Here is a 24,703-nt window from a genome sequence, read left to right as displayed (position 1 = left end):
CAGGCCCCCACGCTCTTGCAGCTTGCAGCTTGCAGCTTGCAGCTTGCAGCTTGCAGCTTGCAGCTTGCAGCTTGCAGCTTGCAGCTTGCAGCTTGCAGCTTGCAGCTTGCAGCTTGCAGCTTGCAGCTTGCAGCTTGCAGCTTGCAGCTTGCAGCTTGCAGCTTGCAGCTTGCAATGCGCCAATTCCCCCGAGCAATGTTAAGGTTCGCCTTTGGATTTTGCTTTCTCCTAAGGATGCCGTCATGCCGGTTACTACGTCTCTCAATGCAGGTTTTATGGTGGTCCACGGTAACCGCCTTGATGAGTTACGCAGCCTGGTCGTGAGCTGGATGCGCCTCTACCCCTTGGCGCCTCTGGAGAACGAAATTGCTCTGGTGCAGAGCAACGGTATTGCCCAATGGCTAAAGCTGGCTCTGGCCGAAGATGCTCAAGATGATGATCTGGGCGGCTGCGGTATTGCGGCGGCAGTAGACGTGCAATTGCCCGGCAGTTTCATGTGGCAGTTGTATCGGATGGTATTAGGCAGCGAGGAAATCCCCGCCAAATCGCTGCTCGATAAAGCGCCCCTGACGTGGCGTCTGATGCGCTTGCTCCCGGCCCTTATTGATCAGCCACACTTCGAGCCCTTACAGCGCTTTCTGACTCACGACACCGATCTGCGTAAACGCTATCAACTGTCAGAACGCCTGGCCGATCTGTTCGACCAATATCAGGTTTATCGCGCAGACTGGCTGGAAGACTGGGCCGCCGGTCGCCATCAATTACGCAATGCTCGAGGTGAAAGCCCAGCCTTAAGCCCTGCCAACTGCTGGCAAGCCGAACTATGGCGAGCCTTGCTGCTCGACGTTGGCGAGGAAGGCATGTCGCAAAGCCGTGCCGGGGTTCACCAACGTTTTATCGAGAAGATAAACAGCCTCGAACAAGCACCGCCCGGCCTGCCTGCACGGGTGATCGTTTTCGGTATTTCGTCACTGCCCGCTCAAGCGCTGGAAGCCCTGGCAGGGCTCGCACGTTTTAGCCAAGTCCTGTTGTGCGTGCACAATCCTTGTCGCCACCATTGGTCTGACATCGTTGCGGACAAAGATCTGCTACGCCATCAGTACAAACGCCAAGCACGCAAAGCCGGGATGCCCACAGCGCTGGATCTCGACATCCTTCACCAACACGCGCATCCACTGCTTGCTGCGTGGGGTAAACAAGGTCGCGACTACATCAACTTGCTCGATAGCTACGACGATCCCAACAGCTATCGCAGTGCGTTTCGTGATGGCCGCATCGACCTGTTCAGTGAAGTTGAGCCACGCAACCTGCTTAATCAACTGCAAGACGACATTCTTGAGTTGCGCCCCCTTAACGAAACCCGTGAACTGTGGCCCGCTGTCGATTTAGAAACAGATCACTCCATCCGCTTCCACATTGCCCACAGTGCGCAACGAGAAGTCGAGATCCTTCACGACCAGTTGCTCAAGCGATTTAGCGACAACCCGGACCTGCAACCGCGTGATGTGATCGTGATGGTGCCGGACATCGACAGCTACGCTCCGCATATCCGAGCCGTTTTTGGTCAGATCGAGCGCGACGACCGTCGCTTCATCCCCTACACCCTGGCCGACCAAGGTCAGCGCGGCCGTGACCCGCTACTGATTGCCATTGAACACCTGCTCAAATTGCCTGACAGCCGTTTCCCGGTCAGCGAAATTCTTGACCTGCTGGACGTTCCGGCCTTGCGGGCCCGCTTCAACGTGCAAGAGCGTGATTTACCGACGCTGCACCGTTGGATCGAAGGCGCAGGCATTCGCTGGGGGCTCAATGCACAGCAGCGTGCAGGCCTCGGTTTGCCGACGGACCTGGAGCAAAACAGTTGGCGGTTCGGCTTGCGCCGCATGTTGCTGGGTTATGCCGTCGGCAGTGGTGAAGCGTGTGATGGTATTGAGCCTTACGATGAAATCGGCGGCCTGGATGCGGTATTGATCGGCCCGTTGGTCGCCCTGCTTGATGCACTGGAAATCGCCCACCAAGAACTGTCGCAGCCAGCATTGCCGCAGCAATGGGGCGAGCGCCTGCAAGCGTTGATGCAGTTGTTCTTCCTGGCCGAAACCGAGCACGACGACTACTTGCTGGCCCAGCTCGAGGAGCTGCGTGAGACCTGGCTCGAAACCTGTGAACTGGTTGGCCTGCAAGACGAATTACCGTTAACCGTGGTACGTGAAGCCTGGTTGGCGGGCCTTGACCAAGGCAAGTTGTCTCAGCGCTTTCTCGCCGGGGCCGTCAACTTTTGCACCCTTATGCCGATGCGTGCGATCCCCTTCAAACTCGTCTGCCTGCTCGGCATGAATGATGGTGACTACCCTCGTGCGCAGCCGCCGCTGGACTTCGACTTGATGGGCAGTGACTACCGCCCGGGCGATCGTTCCCGCCGCGAGGATGACCGTTACCTACTGCTTGAGGCGCTGTTATCTGCCCGCGAGCAGCTTTATATCAGTTGGGTAGGGCGCAGTATTCGCGACAACAGCGAGCGTCCGGCCTGCGTTTTGATTGGCCAATTGCGCGATCACCTTGCCAGTGGCTGGCACCTTCAAGCGGGCCATGACCTGCTTGAGGCCATGACTCAAGAGCACCCGCTGCAGCCCTTCAGCACGCGTTACTTTCACGAAGGTGATCCTCGCCTGTTCAGCTATGCCCGTGAATGGCAACAACTGCACGAACCACAGACTGCACCGGTGCTGCCCGGAACACTGGCGGCCCACGTGCAGGAAGAGCCTTTAAACCTCACTCAGTTGCAGGACTTCTTGCGAAACCCTGTGCGCCACTTCTTTAGTCAGCGTCTGAAAGTCTTCTTTGAAGCGGCTGAAGTACCGCTGGAAGATGAAGAACCTTTCGTGCTCGACGCGCTGCAGCGTTACACCCTCAGCGACAGCCTGCTTGAAGCGGCCCTGGCTCAGCCAGATCAGCCGGAACAGGCTTTAGAACACCGCGCCCGACGTCTTCAAGGCAGTGGTTTGTTACCGATGGCAGGCTTTGGTGAGTGCCTGCAACACGAACTGATTGAGCCACTCCCCGATGTTTTGCAGCGCTACCAACAGCTTCTGGCTTTGTGGCCAACGCCGCTCAATAGCGCGCTGCCGGTGAGTTTTGAAGGGCACGGGCTGATGCTGGAAGGGTGGCTGAGCAATCTGCATCAACGCAGTGACAACGGCCTACTGTCTATCGTCACGATTCCTAACAGCATTGGGGCGATTAAAACGCGCAAATGGCATCGTCTGACGCGCTCATGGGTCAATCACTTGGTGGCCTGCGCCAGTGGCCTGGACATGTCTACCGCCCTGGTTGCCAGTGATGACACCTTGCTGCTCGCCCCGCTAAGCCCCGACCAGGCCCGCGATATTCTGGGTAATTTACTCATGGCCTGGAAGGTCGGCATGGGCCGTCCGCTGCCCGTTGCAGTAAAAACGGCGTTCGCCTGGCTGGCCCAAAGCGATCCGGCCAAGGCCGATGCCGCCGCGCAAAAAGCCTACGAAGGTGACGGTCAAACCAGCGACGGCGAGCGCCGTGAAAGTGCAGCACTGGCGCGCCAGTTCCCCGATTACGCCGCATTGATGGCCGACGGTGAATTTGAAGACTGGTGCGATGCACTCTATCGCCCACTCTTTGATGCGCCTTGGCGCTCATTAAACAGCGAGGAGTCCCGCTAATGAGCGAGCAAAAAGTACCTTTAGCGCTGGCTTTTCCCCTACGTGGCAGCCAACTGATCGAAGCCAGCGCCGGGACCGGCAAAACCTTCACCATCTCGGCCCTCTACCTGCGCCTGATCTTGGGCCATGGCGGCGCCGAGACCGGGTTTGGCCGTGAGTTATTGCCCCCGCAAATTTTGGTAGTGACCTTCACCGACGCCGCCACCAAAGAACTGCGTGATCGCATCCGCACTCGGCTCGCTGAAGCGGCGCGGTTCTTCCGTGACGAAATCAAGGCCCCGGATGCGCTGGTTGAACAACTGCGCGACGAGTTCCCGCCTGAGCAGTGGGCCGCCTGTGCTGGCCGCCTCGACATCGCCGCGCAATGGATGGATGAAGCTGCCGTTTCAACGATCCACAGTTGGTGCCAACGCATGCTGCGCGAGCACGCCTTCGACAGTGGCAGCCTGTTCACCCAAACCCTCGAAACCGACCATAGCGATTTGCTCGGCGAAGTGCTGCGCGATTACTGGCGACTGTTCTGCTACCCCATGTACGGTGACGCGCTGAACTGGGTACGAGCTAACTGGGGCGGCCCTGGCGCTTTAATGCCACGTGTTCGCGCCTTGTTTGGCAGCTCTCGTCCTACTGCTAATGCAGAACAAACCCCGGCTGAGATCATTGAAGCCTGCTTGCAAGAGCGTCGTCAGGCGCTGTCACAGCTCAAAACCCCATGGTTGCAATGGGCTCAAGAGCTACGCGATATCTGCCTGCAAGGCGTGGCCGCCAAAGCCGTTGATGGTCGGAAAATGCAAGCGCGTTACTTCGAACCCTGGTTTGAAAAGCTCAGCGCGTGGGCGTCTGACGAGTCCCAAGAGCCACTTGATCTGGGCACCGGCTTTACCCGCCTGACACCAGACGGCATGGCCGAAGCCTGGAAGGGCGAACCCCCTCATCACCCTGGGCTGGACGCCATGGCAGGGCTGAAAACAGCGCTGGATGCATTGCCCAGCCCTGATGCTGCCGTGCTGGAGCACGCAGCCCGCTGGGTGAGCGCACGCTTTGAAGCAGAAAAGCGCCGCCGTGCCGAGATGGGCTTTGATGACATGCTGCTCAGGCTCGATGCCGCACTGCAGGCTGAGGCCGGTGAGCGATTGGCGACCTTGATCCGCGAGCAATTCCCTGTCGCGTTGATCGATGAGTTCCAGGACACCGACCCGGTGCAGTACCGCATCTTCGAAACCATCTACCGCATCGAAGACAACACCCCGGAAACGGGCTTGTTCCTGATCGGCGACCCCAAACAGGCGATTTATGCCTTCCGTGGCGCGGACATCTACACCTACTTGCGCGCCCGTCAGGCCACCAGTGGCCGGCTGCATACGCTGGACACCAATTTTCGCTCCAGTCATGCCATGGTCGAAGCGGTCAACCTGGTCTTTGAGCGGGCCGAGCAGCGAGACACCGGGCGCGGCGCTTTTTTGTTCCGTGACGGCGCTGAAAATCCGGTACCTTTTGCTCCGGTTAAATCCTCTGGGCGCAAAGACACGTTGCAACTGGATGGCCAGCCCATCACGCCTTTAACATTTTGGCAATTGCCATCCGAGCAGCCCGTCTCGGGCATCGTGTATCGCCAGCAACTAGCGGCGGTGTGTGCCAGCCAAATTGTCGAGTTGCTCAATGGCGGGCAACAAGGTCGCTGTGGTTTCGCCAGAGAAGACCAGCCCTTAAAAGGTCTGTTGCCCGCTGACATTGCCATTCTGGTCCGCGACGGTAAGGAAGCTCAGGCCGTACGGCGAGAATTATCAGCACGGGGTGTACGCAGCGTTTACCTGTCGGATAAGGATTCGGTCTACGCCGCGCAAGAAGCCCACGATGTCTTGGCCTGGCTCAAAGCCTGCGCCGAGCCGGACGTTGAGCGCCCGCTACGCGCCGCACTGGCCTGCATCACCCTGGACTTGCCGCTGATTGAACTCGAACGCCTGAACCAGGACGAACTGGCCTGGGAGCGGCGCGTCATGCAGTTCCGTGGCTACCGCGAAACCTGGCGCAAGCAGGGTGTACTCGCCATGTTGCGCCGCCTGTTGCATGACTTTGAATTACCTCAGACCTTGATCGCCCGCCCGGACGGTGAGCGCGTGCTGACCAACCTGTTGCACCTGTCGGAACTGTTGCAGCAAGCCGCTGCGGAACTGGATGGCGAGCAAGCATTGATCCGGCACTTGGCCGAACACCTGGCCTTGTCCGGGCAAGCGGGCGAAGAACAAATCCTGCGCCTTGAAAGCGATGAACAGTTGGTCAAAGTGGTGACCATCCACAAATCCAAAGGCCTGCAATACCCCTTGGTATTTTTGCCGTTTATCTGCTCGACCAAACCTGTGGATGGCAGCCGTTTGCCGCTGCATTACCACGATGCGCAGGGCAACGCTCACGTCAGCTTGAAGCCGACGCCCGAGCTGATCACTCAAGCGGATGACGAGCGTCTGGCCGAAGACCTACGCTTGCTTTACGTGGCGCTGACGCGTGCCGAGTATGCCTGCTGGCTGGGCGTTGCCGATCTTAAACGCGGCAACAACAATCGTTCGGTCCTGCACCTTTCAGCTTTGGGCTACCTGTTGGGCGGTGGTGCGCTGTTGGCCGAGTCTACGGCGTTGGAACGCTGGCTGGCGGACTTGCAGCAAGACTGCACGGCGATCCAGTACGGCCCCGTTCCAGCCGTCAATGATGACCGCTTTTACCCACCGCTCAACCAGGCCACCTTGCTCAAACCGTTGGTGCCGACGCGCCGTGCGGCAGAAAACTGGTGGATTGCGTCCTACAGCGCATTGCGCATTAGTGACAGCCTCAGCCCTGCCGAAGCCCCTGACAGCGCCCTGGCGCAAAAACTCTCGGACGATGAACGACTGGACCCGGACGCACCGCGTGATGTGTTACTCAGCGGTGGCGATATCCACCGATTCCCGCGTGGGCCAAATCCCGGGACCTTCCTTCACGGCTTGCTGGAGTGGGCGGGCAGTGAAGGCTTCAACGCCGATGCCGACACCGTCAAAGACGCCGTAGCCCGGCGCTGTAACCGACGCGGCTGGCAAGGCTGGATCGACACCCTGAGCGACTGGTTGCAGCATCTGCAGCATGAGCCATTGCGTCTGAATAACGGCCAGCCTGCTGTGGTACTGAGTGAACTGAACCAGTATCAAATCGAAATGGAATTCTGGTTCGCCAGCCACAAAGTTGATGTCTTGCAACTGGACCAGCTCGTGCGCGAACACACCCACGGCGGCGCGGCGCGAGCGGCTGCTGAGCCGAGCCTGCTCAATGGCATGTTCAAAGGCTTTATCGACCTGACATTCGAACACGAAGGCCGGTACTACGTGGCGGACTACAAATCCAATTGGTTGGGTGCTGACGATTCTGCCTACACCGAACAGGCGATGAACACCTCGATTCTGGACAACCGCTACGACCTGCAATACGTCTTGTACCTGCTGGCCCTGCACCGTCAACTCAAGGCCCGCCTGGCGGATTACAACTACGACCAGCACATGGGCGGCGCGCTGTACCTGTTCTTGCGTGGCACGCGCTCGCAAAGCCAAGGGGTGTTTTTTGCCCGACCACCCAAACAATTGATCGAAAACCTGGACTTGCTGTTCCAGGGCAAACCGCAGCTCAAACCCGCTGAACCGGCGTGGGAACAGGGAGTGTTGTTATGAGTCGTTCGTTTGCCGAACTGTTGCCCACGCCACTAACGGCCGAAAGCCTGGCCCAGCTCCAGCCCTTGAAACACGCCGCCGATTTGCTGCTGTTGCTTGAGCGTTGGGTTGAGCGCGGCTGGCTGCGCGCACTGGACAAAGCCTTTGTTGCGTTTGTGCATGAACGCGACCCTCAGGGCGACCCATTGGTGCTGTTGGCCGCGGCCCTGACCAGTCACCAGTTGGGCCACGGCCACGTCTGCCTCGACCTGTTTGAAACCCTTAAACAACCGGACTTCGCGCTGTCATTGCCGCCCGAAGGCGACCCGCAAACCGGTGCCATGTTGTTGCCCTCGCAACTGCTTGAGGCGCTGGATGGCGATACTTGGTGCAAAGCCCTACAGAACAGCGCGTTGGTTGAGCAGGCGGGCGAGCCATCGGCCGACTCGTCGAGCCGCCCTTTGGTGCTCTGCGAACGCCGCCTGTACCTACGCCGCTATTGGGCCTATGAGCGACGAATCGACAGCGCATTGCGCCAGCGTCTTTCATCTCCCGAATCCACGCCGGCCGATTTGCCTGCGCGGCTGAACGGGCTTTTCGGTGCTGCGCAGGGCAATGCGCCGATTGACTGGCAAAAGCTGGCCTGCGCGTTGGCCACACGCGGTGCCTTCAGCATCGTCACAGGCGGCCCGGGTACCGGCAAAACCACCACCGTGGTGCGTTTACTGGCGCTGCTCCAGGCCCCGGCGGTTGAAGCGGGCGCTCCCTTGCGGATTCGTCTGGCGGCGCCCACGGGCAAAGCGGCTGCGCGCTTGACCGAGTCCATCAGCCTGCAAGTTAAATCGTTGGAAGTGGACGACAAGGTTCGGCAAAAAATCCCCAGCGATGTCACCACCGTTCACCGCTTGCTGGGCAGTCGCCCCGGTACGCGGCATTTTCGGCATCACGCAGGCAATCGCCTGCCGCTGGACGTCTTGGTCGTCGATGAAGCCTCGATGATCGACCTTGAAATGATGGCCAACCTGTTGGACGCCTTACCCGAACATGCCCGGCTGGTGCTGCTGGGTGACAAGGACCAGTTGGCCTCGGTCGAAGCGGGTGCGGTATTGGGCGATTTGTGCCGCGATGCCGAAGCGGGCTGGTACACCCCGCACACCCGTGAGTGGCTGGAGCGCGTCAGCGGTGAAAACCTTGCCGCCAGCGGCTTGCAACAAGACCTCGATGGCACCCACCCGCTGGCTCAGCAGGTGGTCATGCTGCGCCATTCGCGGCGCTTTGGTGAAGGCAGCGGCATCGGCCAACTGTCGCGCCGGGTCAACCAGCAACTTCCGCAAGAAGCTCGGGCGCTGTTGACGGCGGGTACTTACTCCGACCTCTTTGCCTTGGCGCTCAAGGGCGAGCAAGACCGGGCCTTTGAGCGTCTGGCGCTGGAAGGCCGAGGGGCAGAGACCAAAGGCTATCGGCATTATCTTGAGGTTCTGCGCGATCAGCGTCCGCTCGCGGCGGCGGGCCTTGAAGACCCCTGCTGGGCAGCGTGGGCCGGCAAAGTGCTGGAAGCCTTCGAAGCGTTTCAGGTGCTGTGCGCCGTGCGTAAAGGGCCCTGGGGTGTTGAAGGCCTCAACGAGCGAATTACCCGAGCCTTGTTCGCCCGCAAGCTGATTGACAGCGACCAGCATTGGTACGAGGGGCGGCCGGTGCTGATGACCCGTAACGACTACGGCCTGGGGCTGATGAACGGCGACATTGGCATCGCCCTCAAACTGCCCGAGCAGGACGGCCAGAGCCAACGCCACGTCTTGCGCGTGGCCTTTGCTCGCAATGACGGGCAGGGCGGCATCCGCTTTGTGCTACCAAGCCGTCTGAATGATGTGGAAACCGTGTACGCCATGACCGTGCACAAATCCCAAGGCTCGGAGTTTTCGCACACAGCGCTGGTACTGCCCGAAGCGCTTAACCCCGTGCTGACCAAAGAGCTGATCTACACCGGCATCACCCGCGCCAAACACTGGTTCAGCCTGGTCGAACCCCGCGCCGGGGTCTTTGAAGAGGCTGTGCAGCGCAAGGTCAAACGCCTGAGTGGCCTGATGTTGGGCTTGGGGTGAGTGCCCTGAAAGGGACGAACTGAGCCGGCAATAAGGCGGCCGATATCACAGCCCCTAGACGGGCTGTGGTATCGTTTCGACTTTATTCCTGGAATGAATACAGAGATTTCCTGCATGGATGTGGCTGTCTCATCGACAGAGCAGCGTTTTGGAGGTTGGCTGCGATGCCTGTCTCTTTGCCTGTTGCTGTTCAGCACTCCCTGTCTGGCCCAGCCTGAAACTTCCGTTAATCTGGCGGATCAGCGCGCCAAGGCTGTGACCCAAGTGGTGCTCGGCATCCTCAGTTATGCGCGTTGGCCTGCCGAGCCCGCCCAGTTGGAACTGTGCGTGATCGGTCCTACCGAATACACCGACGACTTACTCAAAGGTACGACTCAATCCAGCGGCAGGCCGGTCCATGTCACTCGTTTACTGGCGAACAATCCGGCCATTGCCACCGCCTGTCACGCCGTCTATCTGGGCAAATTAAGCACAGAAGAGCGCACGTACGTGTTCGACATCCTGGCTGGCCAAGCCGTGCTGAGCATTAGCGAAGAGGTCAGCCAGTGCACGGTCGGCAGCTTGTTTTGCCTGAACGTGCGCGATGATCAAGTGGCGTTTGAAGTGAACCTCGACTCGGTTGCCCGCAGCGGCGTGCGTATTCACCCCAGCGTGTTGCAACTGTCACGCCGTCGGGTCGCGCAGCCATGAGCCTGATTAAGCGTTCTCGTAACCGTCGCAGGCTGCGCTCGGTGTTGCGGCGCGGGCATTTGAGCGTGGCGTTGGTCGCCGTGGTGCTGGCCAGCCTTTCTTTGACGCTGCTGGGCATCCTTGCGCTCAAGGTATACGCCGACCACAATCTGCATTTGATTGCGCGGGCCATCAACTACACCGTCGAGGCCGCCGTGGTGTTTGATGACAAAACAGCCGCGTCCGAAGCGCTGGCCATGATCGCGTCCACCGAAGCCGTGGCCGAAGCCAAAATCTACAACGTCGAGGGTGAGTTGCTGGCCTACTGGCGCCGCCCGGAAAGCGGCTTTCTGTCGCGGGTCGAAATGCTCTTGGCCAATGGTTTGCTCGAACAACCGATTAGCGTGCCGATTGAGCATCAGGGCAAGCAGGTAGGGGCGGTTATCGTCAGCGGGCACGGTGCTAATCTGTTGCGCTTTTTGCTCAGCGGATTGTTTGGCGTCATCGTCTGTACCGCACTCAGCGCCTGGAGTGCGCTGTACTTGTCGCGGCGCTTGCTCAATGGCATCACCGGGCCTTTGCACAAACTGGCTGAAGTGGCCCACGCTGCACGCAGTGAACGAGCTTTCAACCGCCGCGTGCCCGCGGCAAAGATTGCTGAAATGGACAGCCTGGGCAATGACTTCAATGCATTGCTGGACGAGTTGGAGTCTTGGCAAAGCCACCTGAAAAGCGAAAATCAGGCGCTGGCGCATAAGGCCAGCCATGACTCGCTCACCAATCTGCCCAATCGCGCTTACTTTGCTGCGCGGCTGGCGCGAACCCTGCGCTCGACCAACCCGGTCAACGATAAAGTCGCCGTGCTGTTTCTCGACAGCGACCGCTTCAAAAACATCAATGACACCTACGGCCATGCCGCCGGTGATGCCGTCCTGGTCGCCGTGGCCACCCGCGTGCGCGCGCAATTGCGCGAAGACGACGTGGTCGCGCGTTTTGGCGGCGACGAATTCGCCATCCTCCTGGCGCCGCTGTATCACGTTGAAGACGCCCAGCGCATCGCCGACAAGATCATCGCCAGCATGCAGGAGCCGGTCGAGTTGCCCGGTCACATCAGCATCGTGACCTCGCTCAGCATCGGCATCGCCGTTTATCCCGAACATGGTGCAACCCCGGACTTGCTGCTCTGCGCAGCGGATGCGGCGATGTACCAAGCCAAACGCCTCGCCCGGGGCGGACAACATCTTGCCGAGTCGGAGTACTCGCCAACCCCGCTATTACCAGGAGCTTAACCCCCATGCATACAGTCACTCGTCGCTACCAACAACTGTTCGGCGTTGTCTGGTTAATGGCCGTGCTGGTCTTGACCGGCTGCCAGACCGCCGCCCCGCAAAAAGGCCTGAGCGCCGCGCAGATCGCCGTGTTGAAGGAGCAAGGTTTCCAACTGACCGACGAAGGCTGGGCGTTTGACCTGTCGGGCAAGGTGCTGTTTGGCAGTGACCTGGACGCCCTCAACCCGCAAAGCCAGCAAGTCGTTGAACGCATTGGTACCGCATTGCTTGCCGCCGACATCCCGCGCGTGCGGGTAGACGGGCACACCGACTCTTCGGGGCAAGAGTCCTACAACCAACAACTGTCTGTGCGCCGTGCCAACAGCGTGGTCAAGGCACTGACCAAAGTCGGCATGCAGCCTGAAAACATCCAGACCCGTGGGCTGGGCAGCAGCGCCCCTGTGGCCTCCAACAAAACCCGCGCCGGGCGCACCGAAAACCGCCGCGTCTCGATCATCGTCATTGCCGACTAGCCCCCCTTTGGAACACCCGTCTACGACAGCAACAGGCCACCGATAATCGACAGCATCCCCCAATCGGTTCCCTCTCCTTCGGGAGAGGGCTAGGGTGAGGGAGAGCCCTTAAACCAAGACCCAGTCAAGAATCTGCAAACCTCAACGCCCGCGTCTCCCCAAGCAGCAGCGGCGCATTCAGCTCCGTCACGTTGCGGATGTAATCCCACAGCAGCGTAATCCGTTTCAACTTCCTCAAGTCCTCGCGGCAGTACATCCAGAACTGCCGTGTCAGGTTGATTTCATCGGGCAGCACCGGCAATAAACGCGGGTCTTGTGCCGCCAAAAAGCACGGCAAAATCGCCAGCGAGCGCCCTTGCTGCGCCGCCACGTACTGCGCGATCACGCTGGTGCTGCGCAAGTTGGCGCTGGCGCCAGGCAGTACGTTGGCCAGGTACAGCAACTCGGAACTGAACGCCAAGTCGTCGACGTAGCTGATAAACGGATGCTCGGCCAAGTCGCCAGCCCGGCGAATGGGCGGGTGCTGGTCCAGGTAGTCCTGGGTGGCGTACAACTGCAAACGGTAGTCGCACAGTTTGCAGCACACATAAGGCCCGTGTTCCGGGCGCTCCAGCGCAATCACGATATCCGCCTCACGCTTGGACAGGCTGATGAAGTGCGGCAGCGGCAGGATATCCACCGAGATGGCCGGGTAGGTGTCGACAAAATGGCTGAGTTGCGGGGTGATGAAAAAGCTCCCGAAACCTTCCGTGCAGCCCATGCGCACGTGCCCCGATAACGCCACGCCAGAGCCGGACACTTGCTCGCAAGCCATGTGCAGCGTGCTTTCAATAGACTCGGCATAACCCAGCAAACGCTGGCCTTCGCTGGTCAGCGTAAAGCCATTGGTGCGCGACTTTTCGAACAGCAACGTGCCCAGGGCGGCTTCCAGCGAGCTGATGCGCCGCGACACCGTCGTGTAGTCCACGGCCAGGCGCTTGGCCGCGCTGCTGGCCTTGCGGGTTCGGGCTACCTCGAGAAAAAACTTCAGGTCGTCCCAGTTCAATGCGCTTAACGATGTGATGTTTTTTTGCATGTTTGACCGGCTTTTATGTGCGTTCTTATTAGAAGAACGCACACCTATACTCCAAAAACAGTCCTGCGACCAATCTGGACGCCCGCCCCTGTCGTTTACGGGCTCATAAAAATAAATTCGGAGACTTCCATGAACGTTTCTACCACCCCGTACCAAAATGCCCGCCTGCTGATTGATGGCGAATGGGTCGAGTCGCAGGCCACCGAGTGGCACGACATCGTTAACCCGGCCACTCAGCAAGTGCTGGCCAAAGTCCCGTTTGCCACCCCTGATGAAGTCAACGCCGCCATTGCGGCCGCGCAACGCGCTTTCCAGACCTGGAAGCTCACGCCCATCGGCGCGCGGATGCGCATCATGCTCAAGTTGCAGGCGCTGATCCGCGAACACTCCAAACGCATCGCCACCGTCCTCAGTGCTGAACAAGGCAAAACCATTGCCGACGCCGAGGGCGATATTTTCCGTGGCCTGGAAGTAGTCGAACACGCGTGCTCCATCGGCACCTTACAAATGGGCGAATTCGCTGAAAACGTGGCAGGTGGCGTCGATACTTACACCCTGCGCCAACCTATCGGCGTGTGTGCGGGCATTACCCCCTTCAACTTCCCGGCCATGATCCCGCTGTGGATGTTCCCGATGGCCATTGCCTGCGGTAACACCTTTGTTCTCAAGCCTTCCGAGCAAGACCCGCTGTCGACCCTGATGCTGGTCGAGCTGGCGCTGGAGGCGGGCGTGCCACCGGGTGTGCTCAACGTGGTGCACGGCGGCAAAGCGGTGGTAGACGCGCTCTGCACCCACACCGACATCAAGGCCGTGTCGTTTGTCGGCTCAACCGCCGTCGGCACTCACGTCTATGACCTGGCCGGCAAGCACGGCAAGCGTGTGCAGTCGATGATGGGCGCGAAAAACCACGCCGTGGTACTGCCTGACGCCAACCGTCAGCAAACCCTCAATGCACTGGTCGGCGCCGGTTTTGGGGCGGCCGGTCAACGCTGCATGGCCACCTCGGTGGTGGTGCTGGTGGGCGCGGCCAAACAATGGCTGCCTGACCTCAAGGCGCTGGCGCAAAACCTCAAGGTCAACGCGGGCAGCGAGCCGGGTACGGATGTCGGCCCGGTGATTTCCAAGCGTGCGAAAGAACGCATCCTGGGGCTGATCGAAAGCGGGGTCAAAGAAGGTGCGGTACTGGAACTCGATGGTCGCAACATCAGCGTGCCGGGCTTTGAAGACGGCAACTTCGTCGGCCCGACCCTGTTCTCAGGCGTGACCACTGACATGCAAATCTACACCCAGGAAATCTTTGGCCCGGTACTGGTGGTGATCGAGGTCGATACCCTCGACCAGGCCATTGCTCTGGTCAACGCCAACCCCTTCGGCAACGGCACCGGCCTGTTTACCCAAAGCGGTGCGGCGGCGCGCAAGTTCCAGAGCGAAATCGACGTGGGCCAGGTCGGCATCAACATTCCGATCCCGGTGCCGGTGCCGATCTTCAGCTTCACTGGCTCGCGCGGCTCCAAACTCGGCGATCTGGGCCCGTACGGCAAGCAAGTGGTGCAGTTCTATACTCAAACCAAGACGGTCACCAGCCGCTGGTTCGACGATGACAGCGTGAATGATGGCGTCAACACCACCATCAATCTTCGTTGAGGGCACGATCATGAACATCGCATTTATTGGCCTCGGCAACATGGGCGCGCCTATGGCCCGCAACCTGCTCAAGGCTGGGCATTCGTTAAACCTGTTTGACCTCAACAAAGACATCCTCGCTGAACTGGCGGCGCAGGGCGGGCACATTAGCGCCTCGCCACGTGAAGCCGCGCAGGGCGCTGAGTTGGTGATTACCATGCTGCCAGCGGCGGCCCATGTACGCAGCGTGTGGCTGGGTGAAGACGGCGTATTGGCCGGTATCACCGAAGGCGTGCCTGCGGTGGATTGCAGCACCATCGACCCGCAAACCGTGCGCGACGTTGCCGCCGCAGCCGCCAAGCAGGGCGTGCACATGGCGGATGCTCCGGTGTCCGGCGGCACCGGCGGCGCGCAAGCGGGCACCCTGACCTTTATGGTCGGCGCCAACAAAGCGCTGTTCGACACGCTGCACCCGGTGCTGTCGCAGATGGGCCGCAACATCGTCCATTGTGGTGAGGTGGGTACCGGCCAAGTGGCCAAGATCTGCAACAACCTGGTGCTCGGGATCTCGATGATCGCGGTCAGCGAAGCCATGGCGTTGGGCGCGGCATTGGGCATCGACAGCCAAGTACTGGCCGGGGTGATCAACAGCTCCACCGGGCGCTGCTGGAGTTCCGAGGTGTACAACCCGTGGCCGGGCATTGTTGAGACGGCCCCGGCATCACGCGGCTACACCGGTGGTTTTGGCGCCGAACTGATGCTCAAGGATCTGGGGCTGGCCACTGAGGCCGCGCGACAGGCCCATCAGCCGGTGGTGCTGGGTGCCGTGGCGCAACAGTTGTATCAAGCCATGAGCTTGCGCGGAGAGGGCGGTAAAGACTTCTCGGCCATCATCAACGGCTACCGCAAACCCGAATAGGGTTTTCCAGGGAATCCGCGTCGGGCGGATTCCCTGGGTTTTACCGGATGCGATCAGGCAAAAACGAAATACTTGCGCACGGTTTCAACCACTTCCCACGTGCCTTTCATCCCCGGCTCAATCACAAAAATGTCACCGGCCCGCAGATGGATCGGCTCTTTGCCCTCCGGGGTGATGATGCAATAGCCTTCACGGAAATCGCAGTATTCCCACTTCACATACTCCACGTACCACTTGCCGGGCGTGCAGATCCACGTGCCCATTATTTTGTCGCCGTCCTCGCTGGTGTAGGCGTTGAGGTTGACGGTATGCGGGTCGCCTTCGAGCTTTTCCCATTTGCAGGCATCCAGTACGGGCAAAGGATGCGTGTCGCGAAGTACGGTAATCGGCGCAGACATAAGAACTCCGTTGAGGGTGTGAGACACAAACCTCACCCTAACGGGCCATGCGCGTGGGCAGATGCCTGGTTCCGACACTCAGCGGCCCGAATACGCACCCCCAGATACGCAAAAGCCCCGGCACTTGAAGGCAAGTGCCGGGGCTTTTTAATTGCGTGTCGGGGTTAGTGGCGGTTAACCAGCGCCTTGCCCATGCGCAGACGCACGCGGTAGAACACGTAAATGATCAGCAACCACACCGGCATCGCATACACCGAAGGGCGAACGTCGGGGATCATCCAGATCACCGAGACGATCACCGCCATGAACGCCAGGCACAGCATGTTGCTGAACGGCGACCAGAACGCTTTGAAGCCAGGCTCCACGCCGCGCTGGGCCATCGCCTTGCGAAACTTGATGTGGGTGAGGCTGATCAGCGCCCAGTTGATCATCAGCGAGGCAACCACCAGTGCAAACAGCAGCTCCAGCGCTTTGTGCGGCGCCACGTAGTTGACCACCACACACAACAACGTCACCAGCGCCGACACGCCCAGCGCCCGCAATGGCACGCCATTTTTGGTCAGCTTCATCAGTGCTTTCGGCGCATCACCCTGTTCGGCCAGGCCAAACAGCATGCGACTGTTGCAGTACACGCCGCTGTTGTACACCGACAGCGCGGCGGTCAGCACCACAAAGTTAAGGATCTGCGCGGCGGTGTCGCTGCCGATCAATGCAAAAATCTGCACAAACGGGCTGCTGCCGTAGGCATCGCCACCGGCGCCCAGCGTGATCAGCAACTGGTCCCACGGGTACAGCGCCAGCAGCACGGTGAGTGCGCCCACGTAGAAAATCAGAATCCGGTACACCACCTGGTTGATGGCTTTGGGGATGACTTTTTTCGGCTCGCTGGCTTCGGCGGCGGTGATACCCACCAACTCAAGGCCGCCAAAGGAGAACATGATGAACGCCATGGCCATCAGCAGCCCGGTGCCGCCATTGGGGAAGAATCCGCCGTGGCTCCACAGGTTACTGATCGACGCTTGCGGGCCACCGGCGCCGCTGAACAGCAGGTAGCAACCGAGCACGATCATGCCGAGAATCGCCACCACCTTGATGATTGCGAACCAGAACTCCATCTCGCCGAAGACTTTGACGTTCAGCGTGTTGATCAGGTTAACCAGCACAAAGAACACCACGGCGCTGACCCACGTCGGCACCTCGGGCCACCAGAACTGGATGTATTTACCCACGGCCGTCAGCTCGGCCATGCCCACCAGTACGTACAGCACCCAGTAGTTCCAGCCCGCCAGGAAACCCGCGTAGCCGCCCCAGTACTTGTGCGCAAAGTGGCTGAACGACCCCGCCACCGGCTCTTCAACGATCATTTCGCCCAGTTGGCGCATGATCAGAAAGGCGATAAAACCGGCAATTGCATAGCCGAGAATCATCGACGGTCCCGCCGACTTGAGCACGCCTGCCGAGCCCAGAAACAGCCCCGTACCGATCGCGCCGCCCAAGGCAATCAGCTGAATATGGCGGTTTTTCAAGCCGCGTTTGAGTGTGACCGGGGGGGAGTTAGCGTCAGCCATCGGTTGCCCTGTTGGTTGGTGTATTCAGTGTGTTGATGCCATCACCCGGATGCCTTGGGTGCCAGCAAGCCGGGGATATTACTCTTGGTAAAAATTCAGGCATACAGGCGAAGGCGTCTCTGGGAGATTTCTTACAGATTTAATTCGTCGATAACGCCTCAAACAAGGCCTTGGCGTAAGCCGGTAATTGTTCAAACGAACGGGCGCACAGTAACAATTTGCGCGCCGCCCACGGCTCGCTCAGGGGCAAAACGCTGAACGTGGGCGGCGCTTGCCAGCGTTCAATCGTGGCCTTGGGCACAATGCCCAGCCCGGCGCCCCTGGCCACCATGCGCACCACACCGTCGAACCCTTCAGCGCGGATTCGTACCTGCATGCGCGTGCCCGCATGCAGCGCTTGTTCCTCCAGATACACCGCCAGCGCGCTATTGGCCGACAGCCCGACATAATTATGGCTCAGGGTGTCTGCAAACTTCAGCGCGGATTCTTGAGCCAGCGGGTGGTCCTGCGGAATCACCAGCACCAGCGGGTCGTCGCGAAAAGGCCGGGTGTACAGGTCGTGGGTATCCACCGCGCTGGACACCACGCCAATGTCGGCGGCGTTCTGGCGCAAGGCGTGGGTAATGCGCAGGCTGGTGAGTTCTTGCAGGTCGACACTGATGGCCGGGTGCTGGTGCACAAAATCGGCCAGCAACTCCGGCAGGTACTCAGTGATGGCGGCGGTATTGCACAACAGGCGCACCTGGCCTTTAAAGCCTTGGGCGTACTCGCCCATGTCGTGATGCACGCGTTCGACCTGTTGCAGCAACAGCCGGGCATGTTGCGCCAGGGCTTGCCCGGCGGGTGTCGGGCTCACACCCCGGCGGCTGCGCTGCAAACACTCAACCCCAAATGCGGCCTCCATGGCACGAATGCGCGCACTCGCGGCGGCCAGCGACAAATGGCTGAGGCTGGCGCCCGCCGTAATATTGCCCGCCTGCACCACATTCAAATACAAGCGCAGATCAATCAGGTCGAAATGCATATTCCGAGTACGCCTCAATTCAACTGTAGGAGCGAGCTTGCCTCGCGATCTTTTGATCTTTTAAAAAGATCGCGAGGCAAGCTCGCTCCTACAGGGGGGGATTGTTCTGCCTATGTCTAAACAAGAGTCTGGCTCAGTGTATGACGCATTTTCAAACCTTGCGCCATCCCCCAGCATGGCCACATGAATACATTAATCGCGTACTACCAACATTTGGGCTGGGCCTTGTCACTGCTGGTGATGATGACCTTTCTGCTGGCGGGCACGGTCAAAGGCATGATTGGCCTGGGCTTGCCCACCGTCGCCATGGGCATGCTCGGCCTGGCTATCGCTCCGGCGCAGGCTGCGGCGTTGCTGATCATCCCTTCCATCGTCACCAACACTTGGCAACTGGTGGCCGGCGGGCAACTGCGCGAGCTGATCAAGCGCTTGTGGTCCATGCAAGTGGGCATCATGCTGGGCACCGGTCTGGGCGTGCTATGGCTGAGCGTCGACAGCGGCGGTTGGGCCGTGCGCGCACTGGGCGCGGCTTTGTTGCTGTACGCCCTGGTCGGGCTGCTTCTACCAGCCCTGCACGTGCCGGCGTCTGCCGAGCGCTGGGCGGGACCGGTCTGTGGGTTGATCACAGGCATCATCACCTCGGCCACCGGCGTCTTTGTGATTCCTGCCGTGCCGTACTTGCAAGCCCTGAGCTTGAACAAAAACCAATTGGTCCAGGCCTTGGGTTTGTCCTTCAGCGTCTCGACCCTGGCCCTGGCGGCCGGGCTTTACTGGCGCGGCGCGTTGGGCGGTGGCGAACTGAATGCCTCGGTGCTGGCGCTGTTGCCCGCGATGCTGGGCATGTGGCTGGGGCAATGTTTGCGTCAACGCATCAGCGCCGCGTTGTTCAAACGCGTATTTTTTATCGGCATGGCGGTGTTGGGTGCTCATTTATTGATCAGCGGCTAAAGCTGATTTGCAACAATCTAATAGCTATTCGTGATCTGCACGCAAAGGTAATTTGCTTTAGCGCGGGTTTTTCCTAAAGGCTGGGCTCTATATCGTGGCCCTACGTTTTAATCCTTTAAGACCCCCGTGCCGCTCAACAGCGCTGAGGGTTAACTCCTGAAGAGGCTGCTCATGAAAAAAATTCTGTTACTCAATGGCGCTAAAAAATTCGCCCATTCCGATGGCCGCTACAACCTGACCATGCACGACACCGCACTGGCCTTTTTTGATCGTCAGGGTTTTGAAGTCAAAGTCACCCACATCGACGAAGGCTACGACGTGGCCGAAGAAGTCGAAAAATACCTGTGGGCCGACGTGGTTATTTACCAAATGCCAGGCTGGTGGATGGGCGCGCCGTGGATCGTCAAAAAATACATCGACGAAGTCTTCACCCAAGGGCATGGCAAACTCTACGCCAGTGATGGGCGCACCCGTTCCGACGCGTCGCAGCGTTATGGCAGCGGTGGCTTGATTCAAGGCAAACAGTACATGTTGTCGCTGACCTGGAATGCACCGCAGCAAGCGTTCGAAGACCCGGCCGACTTCTTTGAAGGCAAAGGCGTGGACGCGGTGTACTTTCCGTTCCATAAAGCCAACCAATTTTTGGGTATGACCGGCTTGTCGACCTTTCTGTGTGTCGACGTCATGAAACGCCCGCAACCGGACGTTGACGCGGCGCGTTACCAGCAACACTTGACCGAAGTCTTCGGCTTGAAACTTGCCTGAAAGCTGCCGTAGTCGCTGTCGAGGCACGAGGCTGCGAGGGAGCCACCTTATTTCACGACGGCTTTGCAGCCGATCGCAGCCTCGAACCTCGTCAGCGGCTACTATTCAGTCGTTACCAATGAGGGGCACGAGTGAAAGCCAGATCCGATGAGCTGCAAATATTTGTCTCGGTGATTGAGTGCGGCTCGATCTCCGCCGCTGCCGAGCAAGCCGGGCAAACGCCTTCGGCCGTTAGCCGCACGCTGTCACGGCTGGAGGCCAAGCTCGAAACCACGCTGATCAACCGCACCACGCGGCGCATGGACCTGACCGAAGAGGGCAAGTTCTTCTTCGAGCAGGCCAAGTTGATTCTTGAGCAAATGGACGAGCTCGAAGAGCGCCTCATCTCGCACCAGCGCACACCGTCCGGGCGTCTGCGCATCAACGCAGCGGCGCCGTTCATGCTGCACGCCATCGTGCCGTACCTCCCTGAATTCCGGGCGCTGTACCCCGAGATCCAGCTGGAACTCAACAGCAACGACCTGATCATCGACCTGCTAGAGCAAAGCACCGACATCGCGATCCGCATCGGCACGCTGGCTGACTCGACCTTGCACGCCCGTTCATTGGGCTGCAGCCCGCTCAACATTCTGGCCAGCCCCGAGTACATCGCCCGGCACGGTGTACCCAACAGCGTGGCCGAGCTGACCAACCACACCCTGATCGGCTTTACCCAAAACGACGGCCTCAACCAATGGCCGTTGCGGTTTGCCCAAGGTGATCGCTGGCCCATCCAGCCGGCCATCAGCGCCTCCAGCGGCGAAACCGTTCGCCACTTGGCGCTGCAAGGGCAGGGCATTGCCTGCCTGTCGCACTTCATGACCCACGAAGACATCAGCGCCGGGCGCTTGCAGGTGCTGTTAGGCGAATTCAACAGCGGCTATCGCCAGCCCATTCATGCCGTGTACTACCGCAACTCGCAGTTGGCGTTGCGCATTCAATGCTTTCTGGACTTTATCCAGACCAAGCTGGCGAGCTATGCAGCGCCGTATTTCAAAGACTGACGGGCTGACATTTGCAGGGTGTGCGGCGCTGCGCAGTTTTCCTTTTGCTGTTTGAAATTTTTGACGAAATCAGACAAGGTTCGGCAACAGTTGATAACAATAAAAGGAAGTAGCGAATGCGTATTGTGTGGTTCAAAACCCTGGCCTTGACGGCGGCCATTGCCGCCAGCTCCTCGGCGTATGCCGTCACTCTGGAAGGCGGCGCAGTGGCTGCACCGGATCAATACGGCGCTGAAGTGGCAGCGCAAATCCTCAAAAAAGGCGGCAACGCGGTCGACGCCGCCGTCGCGACGGCCTTCACCCTGGCCGTGACTTACCCCGAAGCCGGCAACATCGGTGGCGGCGGTTTCATGACTTTGTTCATTGATGGCAAACCCTACTTCCTCGACTACCGCGAGACCGCCCCCAAAGCGGCTAGCCGCGACATGTACCTCAATGACAAAGGCGAAGTCATCGAAAACCTCAGCCTGGTAGGCTCCCGTGCGGCGGGCGTGCCGGGCACGGTCATGGGCTTGTGGGAGGCGCATCAGCGCTTCGGCAAATTGCCATGGGCCGAGCTGATCACCCCGGCCGTGGGTTACGCAAAAAATGGTTTCAAGGTGGCCGACCAGCAATTCCAGTACCGCGAAGATGCGCTGGCGCTGTTTAACGGCACCACCAACTTCGGCGATTACTTCGGCACCATGAAGCCGGGCGAAACCTTCAAGCAGCCAGAGCTGGCCAAGACCCTGGAGCGCATCGCCGACAAAGGCGCCAAAGAGTTCTACCACGGTGAAACCGCCGACCTGCTGGTCGCGCAAATGCAAAAAGACAAAGGCCTGATCACCAAAGAAGACCTCAATGACTACAAGGTCAGCTGGCGTGAGCCGATGCGTGTCGATTTCCGTGGCAACACCTTGTACACCGCGCCGTTGCCAAGTTCGGGCGGCATCGCCTTGGCGCAACTGATCGGCATTAAAGAAGACCGCGCGGCAGACTTTAAAGGTGTGGAGCTGAACTCGGCCCCGTACATTCACCTGCTGGCGGAAATCGAAAAGCGCGTGTTTGCTGACCGTGCCGATTACCTGGGCGACCCGGACTTCGGCAAAATGCCGGTGGCCGAGCTGACTGACCCGGCGTACATCGCCAAGCGTGCGAAAGAAGTGAACCCGAAAGCGATTTCCGAAACCGCCAAGGTCAAACCGGGTTTGGAACCGCATCAGACCACGCACTTCTCCATCGTCGATAAAGACGGCAACGCCGTGAGCAACACCTACACCCTGAACTGGGATTACGGCAGCGGCGTTGTGGTTAAAGGCGCGGGCTTCTTGCTCAACGATGAAATGGACGACTTCAGCTCCAAGCCGGGCGTGGCCAACGCCTTTGGTGTGGTGGGCGGCAATGCCAACGCCATCGAGCCGGGCAAACGCATGCTGTCGTCGATGAGCCCAAGCCTGGTCACACGCGATGGCAAGGTCACATTGGTACTCGGCACGCCGGGCGGTTCGCGGATCTTTACCTCGATCTTCCAGGTGCTGAACAACATCTACGACTACGACCTGCCGCTGGAAAAAGCCGTGGCGGCGCAGCGTGTGCATCACCAGTTGCTGCCTAAAGACACGATCTACTACGACGCTTACGCGCCGCTGACCGGCAAAGTCGCGGATGAGCTCAAAGCCATGGGCTACACCCTGGAAGATCAGGGCTGGAACATGGGCGACATCCAGGCCATCCGTGTTAACGGCACCGCCCTGGAAACGGCCTCCGACCCACGCGGCCGTGGCGTAGGGCAAGTCGTGAAGTAACCTCTTAACTCTGTAGGAGCGAGCTTGTCTCGCGATCTTTTGATCTTTTTAAAAGATCGCGAGGCAAGCTCGCTCCTACAGTTTTCTCACTCTCTGCACAATTTGTTACCATCCATTTCTCGTTTTCTCCCTTCGCATCTCCCGTCTTTTAGGTAACCCATGAAATTCTCACGTCTGCGCGCTGATGTCCTGGCCGGGCTCACGACGTCATTTGCCTTGCTGCCCGAGTGCATTGCCTTTGCCCTGGTGGCTCATCTCAACCCGCTGATGGGCCTGTATGGCGCGTTCATTATTTGCACCATTACCGCGCTGTTCGGTGGTCGACCGGGCATGGTGTCCGGGGCTGCGGGCTCGATGGCGGTGGTGATCGTGGCGCTGGTGGTGCAACACGGTGTGCAGTACCTGTTGGCGACCGTGCTGCTGAGCGGGCTGATCATGCTGGCGTTCGGGTTGCTCAAGCTCGGCAAGCTGGTGCGCATGGTGCCGCACCCGGTGATGCTCGGGTTTGTGAACGGGCTGGCGATTGTCATTGCCATGGCGCAACTGGATCACTTCAAGGACGGCGACACCTGGCTCAGCGGCATGCCGCTGTACGTGATGATCGGCCTGGTGGCGCTGACCATGGCCATTGTCTATTTGTTGCCGCGTCTGACCCGCGCCGCGCCGCCTGCGCTGGTTGCGATCTTGAGCGTGGGGCTGGCGGTGTACTTTCTGGGCCTGCCGACTCGCACCCTCGGCGACATGGCGCACATTGCCGGTAGCTTGCCGACGTTTGCCCTGCCAGACATCCCGTGGAACCTCGACACCCTGCGCATCATTGCGCCGTACGCAATCGTGATGGCCGTGGTCGGGCTGCTGGAAACCCTGCTGACCTTGAACCTGACCGACGAAATCACCGAGTCCCGGGGTTACCCGGATCGCGAGTGCGTGGCGCTCGGGGCGGCGAACATGGTGTCGGGGGCGTTCGGTGGCATGGGCGGCTGCGCGATGATCGGGCAAACCGTGGTCAACCTCAGCTCGGGCGGGCGAGGGCGGCTGTCGGGGGTGACGGCCGGAGTGATGATCTTACTGTTCGTGCTGTTTTTGTCGCCGTTTATTGAGCGAATTCCGCTGGCAGCGCTGGTCGGAGTGATGTTCGTGGTCTCGCAACAGACCTTCGCCTGGGCTTCTTTGCGAGTGCTGAACAAAGTCCCGTTGAACGATGTGCTGGTGATTATTGCGGTCACGGTCATCACCGTCTTTACCGACCTGGCGGTTGCGGTGATGTGCGGGGTTATCATCGCGGCGCTCAACTTTGCCTGGCAACAGTCGCGGCAGCTGTATGCCGAGACGTCGGTGCAAAGCGACGCGAGCAAACTGTACCGGGTTCATGGCACCTTGTTTTTCGCCTCGACCACGGCGTTTCTCAAGCTGTTTGACCCGGCCGAAGATCCCGCCAGCGTGACCCTGGATTGCAGTCAGTTGAGCTTTGTTGATTACTCGGCGATTGCCGCGCTGGACACGTTGCGCGAGCGCTACCGCAAAGCGGGCAAGCATTTGCGCGTTGTACATGTGTCGGAGCGCTGCAAAAAACTGCTCAAGCGCGCCCGCGTCCCTCACGTTTAACACCCTCTCCCGTGGGAGA

The 24,703-nt window shown here is 59.7% G+C and carries 17 protein-coding genes; 13 read left to right on the top strand and 4 right to left on the bottom strand.

The window, feature by feature from the left end:
• Positions 1–242: 242 nt before the first annotated feature.
• The 6 genes from recC (at position 243) to ACJJU9_RS21725 (ending at position 11,932) form a co-directional block, all read left to right on the top strand.
• On the top strand, positions 243–3,692 hold the full coding sequence (gene recC, locus ACJJU9_RS21750) for an exodeoxyribonuclease V subunit gamma (RefSeq protein WP_407729507.1): 3,450 nt from the start codon (positions 243–245) through the stop codon (positions 3,690–3,692).
• Positions 3,692–7,381: an exodeoxyribonuclease V subunit beta gene (gene recB / locus ACJJU9_RS21745; protein ID WP_407729506.1), complete on the top strand. Its 3,690-nt coding sequence runs from the start codon at positions 3,692–3,694 to the stop codon at positions 7,379–7,381. The genes recC and recB overlap by 1 nt, the downstream gene beginning before the upstream one ends.
• Positions 7,378–9,462: an exodeoxyribonuclease V subunit alpha gene (recD, locus tag ACJJU9_RS21740; RefSeq protein WP_407729505.1), complete on the top strand. Its 2,085-nt coding sequence runs from the start codon at positions 7,378–7,380 to the stop codon at positions 9,460–9,462. Before recB ends, recD begins: the two co-directional genes overlap by 4 nt.
• Positions 9,463–9,576: 114 nt before the next feature.
• The gene (locus ACJJU9_RS21735) at positions 9,577–10,152 is read left to right on the top strand and encodes a YfiR family protein (protein ID WP_407729504.1); all 576 of its coding nucleotides are present in this window, start codon (positions 9,577–9,579) and stop codon (positions 10,150–10,152) included.
• Positions 10,149–11,420, top strand: coding sequence for a diguanylate cyclase domain-containing protein (locus ACJJU9_RS21730; RefSeq protein WP_407729503.1), 1,272 nt, complete (start codon positions 10,149–10,151; stop codon positions 11,418–11,420). The genes ACJJU9_RS21735 and ACJJU9_RS21730 overlap by 4 nt, the downstream gene beginning before the upstream one ends.
• 5 nt (positions 11,421–11,425) lie before the next feature.
• Positions 11,426–11,932 carry an OmpA family protein gene (locus ACJJU9_RS21725; RefSeq protein WP_123752181.1) on the top strand — a complete coding sequence of 169 codons (507 nt, stop codon included), beginning with the start codon at positions 11,426–11,428 and terminating at the stop codon, positions 11,930–11,932.
• A gap of 124 nt (positions 11,933–12,056) precedes the next feature.
• On the opposite strand, the gene ACJJU9_RS21720 is transcribed toward ACJJU9_RS21725, so the two are convergent.
• Positions 12,057–13,007, bottom strand: coding sequence for a LysR family transcriptional regulator (locus ACJJU9_RS21720; RefSeq protein WP_407729502.1), 951 nt, complete (start codon positions 13,005–13,007; stop codon positions 12,057–12,059).
• A gap of 129 nt (positions 13,008–13,136) precedes the next feature.
• Between ACJJU9_RS21720 and ACJJU9_RS21715 the strand changes: the two genes are divergently transcribed.
• Together ACJJU9_RS21715 and mmsB are read left to right on the top strand one after the other, a co-directional pair.
• Positions 13,137–14,651 (top strand): CoA-acylating methylmalonate-semialdehyde dehydrogenase, encoded by a 1,515-nt coding sequence (locus ACJJU9_RS21715; protein WP_407729501.1) that lies wholly within the window; start codon positions 13,137–13,139, stop codon positions 14,649–14,651.
• Positions 14,652–14,661: 10 nt separating this feature from the next.
• Complete coding sequence (gene mmsB / locus ACJJU9_RS21710) at positions 14,662–15,549, top strand: 3-hydroxyisobutyrate dehydrogenase (protein WP_153330092.1); 888 nt, start codon at positions 14,662–14,664, stop codon at positions 15,547–15,549.
• Between the two features lie 53 nt (positions 15,550–15,602).
• Here the strand turns inward: mmsB and ACJJU9_RS21705 are convergent, their stop codons facing one another.
• The 3 genes from ACJJU9_RS21705 to ACJJU9_RS21695 form a co-directional block, all read right to left on the bottom strand.
• Positions 15,603–15,947, bottom strand: a complete 345-nt coding sequence (locus ACJJU9_RS21705; RefSeq protein ID WP_019410498.1) for a cupin domain-containing protein — start codon at positions 15,945–15,947, stop codon at positions 15,603–15,605.
• Between the two features lie 164 nt (positions 15,948–16,111).
• Positions 16,112–17,515: an amino acid permease gene (locus tag ACJJU9_RS21700; protein ID WP_048391243.1), complete on the bottom strand. Its 1,404-nt coding sequence runs from the start codon at positions 17,513–17,515 to the stop codon at positions 16,112–16,114.
• Positions 17,516–17,654: 139 nt separating this feature from the next.
• Positions 17,655–18,539, bottom strand: coding sequence for a LysR substrate-binding domain-containing protein (locus ACJJU9_RS21695; RefSeq protein ID WP_407729500.1), 885 nt, complete (start codon positions 18,537–18,539; stop codon positions 17,655–17,657).
• A gap of 183 nt (positions 18,540–18,722) precedes the next feature.
• On the opposite strand from ACJJU9_RS21695, the gene ACJJU9_RS21690 reads away from it, so the two are divergent.
• The 5 genes from ACJJU9_RS21690 to ACJJU9_RS21670 all read left to right on the top strand — a co-directional run bounded on the left by ACJJU9_RS21690 (position 18,723) and on the right by ACJJU9_RS21670 (position 24,684).
• On the top strand, positions 18,723–19,487 hold the full coding sequence (locus tag ACJJU9_RS21690) for a sulfite exporter TauE/SafE family protein (RefSeq protein ID WP_407729499.1): 765 nt from the start codon (positions 18,723–18,725) through the stop codon (positions 19,485–19,487).
• 171 nt (positions 19,488–19,658) lie between these two features.
• Positions 19,659–20,252 (top strand): NAD(P)H-dependent oxidoreductase, encoded by a 594-nt coding sequence (locus ACJJU9_RS21685; protein WP_407729498.1) that lies wholly within the window; start codon positions 19,659–19,661, stop codon positions 20,250–20,252.
• Between the two features lie 131 nt (positions 20,253–20,383).
• Positions 20,384–21,295, top strand: coding sequence for a LysR family transcriptional regulator (locus tag ACJJU9_RS21680; RefSeq protein WP_353231182.1), 912 nt, complete (start codon positions 20,384–20,386; stop codon positions 21,293–21,295).
• Positions 21,296–21,411: 116 nt separating this feature from the next.
• Positions 21,412–23,079, top strand: a complete 1,668-nt coding sequence (gene ggt, locus ACJJU9_RS21675; RefSeq protein ID WP_048372986.1) for a gamma-glutamyltransferase — start codon at positions 21,412–21,414, stop codon at positions 23,077–23,079.
• Positions 23,080–23,238: 159 nt separating this feature from the next.
• Entirely contained in the window at positions 23,239–24,684 is a 1,446-nt protein-coding gene (locus ACJJU9_RS21670) for a SulP family inorganic anion transporter (RefSeq protein ID WP_407729497.1), read from the top strand.
• Positions 24,685–24,703 lie beyond the last annotated feature (19 nt).

It is taken from the genome of Pseudomonas helleri, from assembly GCF_045830615.1.
GTDB classification, from domain to species: Bacteria; Pseudomonadota; Gammaproteobacteria; order Pseudomonadales; family Pseudomonadaceae; genus Aquipseudomonas; species Aquipseudomonas helleri.
The sequence above is the reverse complement of the archived record's forward strand: the minus strand, read 5'-3'. Positions and strand labels throughout refer to the sequence as shown.

What these genes read in the sequence shown, in the direction of transcription:
- recC (WP_407729507.1), top strand. Translation starts at nt 243, where the DNA reads ATGCCGGTTACTACGTCTCTCAATGCAGGTTTTATGGTGGTCCACGGT.
- recB (WP_407729506.1), top strand. Translation starts at nt 3,692, where the DNA reads ATGAGCGAGCAAAAAGTACCTTTAGCGCTGGCTTTTCCCCTACGTGGC.
- recD (WP_407729505.1), top strand. Translation starts at nt 7,378, where the DNA reads ATGAGTCGTTCGTTTGCCGAACTGTTGCCCACGCCACTAACGGCCGAA.
- ACJJU9_RS21735 (WP_407729504.1), top strand. Translation starts at nt 9,577, where the DNA reads ATGGATGTGGCTGTCTCATCGACAGAGCAGCGTTTTGGAGGTTGGCTG.
- ACJJU9_RS21730 (WP_407729503.1), top strand. Translation starts at nt 10,149, where the DNA reads ATGAGCCTGATTAAGCGTTCTCGTAACCGTCGCAGGCTGCGCTCGGTG.
- ACJJU9_RS21725 (WP_123752181.1), top strand. Translation starts at nt 11,426, where the DNA reads ATGCATACAGTCACTCGTCGCTACCAACAACTGTTCGGCGTTGTCTGG.
- ACJJU9_RS21720 (WP_407729502.1), bottom strand. Translation starts at nt 13,007, where the DNA reads ATGCAAAAAAACATCACATCGTTAAGCGCATTGAACTGGGACGACCTG.
- ACJJU9_RS21715 (WP_407729501.1), top strand. Translation starts at nt 13,137, where the DNA reads ATGAACGTTTCTACCACCCCGTACCAAAATGCCCGCCTGCTGATTGAT.
- mmsB (WP_153330092.1), top strand. Translation starts at nt 14,662, where the DNA reads ATGAACATCGCATTTATTGGCCTCGGCAACATGGGCGCGCCTATGGCC.
- ACJJU9_RS21705 (WP_019410498.1), bottom strand. Translation starts at nt 15,947, where the DNA reads ATGTCTGCGCCGATTACCGTACTTCGCGACACGCATCCTTTGCCCGTA.
- ACJJU9_RS21700 (WP_048391243.1), bottom strand. Translation starts at nt 17,515, where the DNA reads ATGGCTGACGCTAACTCCCCCCCGGTCACACTCAAACGCGGCTTGAAA.
- ACJJU9_RS21695 (WP_407729500.1), bottom strand. Translation starts at nt 18,539, where the DNA reads ATGCATTTCGACCTGATTGATCTGCGCTTGTATTTGAATGTGGTGCAG.
- ACJJU9_RS21690 (WP_407729499.1), top strand. Translation starts at nt 18,723, where the DNA reads ATGAATACATTAATCGCGTACTACCAACATTTGGGCTGGGCCTTGTCA.
- ACJJU9_RS21685 (WP_407729498.1), top strand. Translation starts at nt 19,659, where the DNA reads ATGAAAAAAATTCTGTTACTCAATGGCGCTAAAAAATTCGCCCATTCC.
- ggt (WP_048372986.1), top strand. Translation starts at nt 21,412, where the DNA reads ATGCGTATTGTGTGGTTCAAAACCCTGGCCTTGACGGCGGCCATTGCC.
- ACJJU9_RS21670 (WP_407729497.1), top strand. Translation starts at nt 23,239, where the DNA reads ATGAAATTCTCACGTCTGCGCGCTGATGTCCTGGCCGGGCTCACGACG.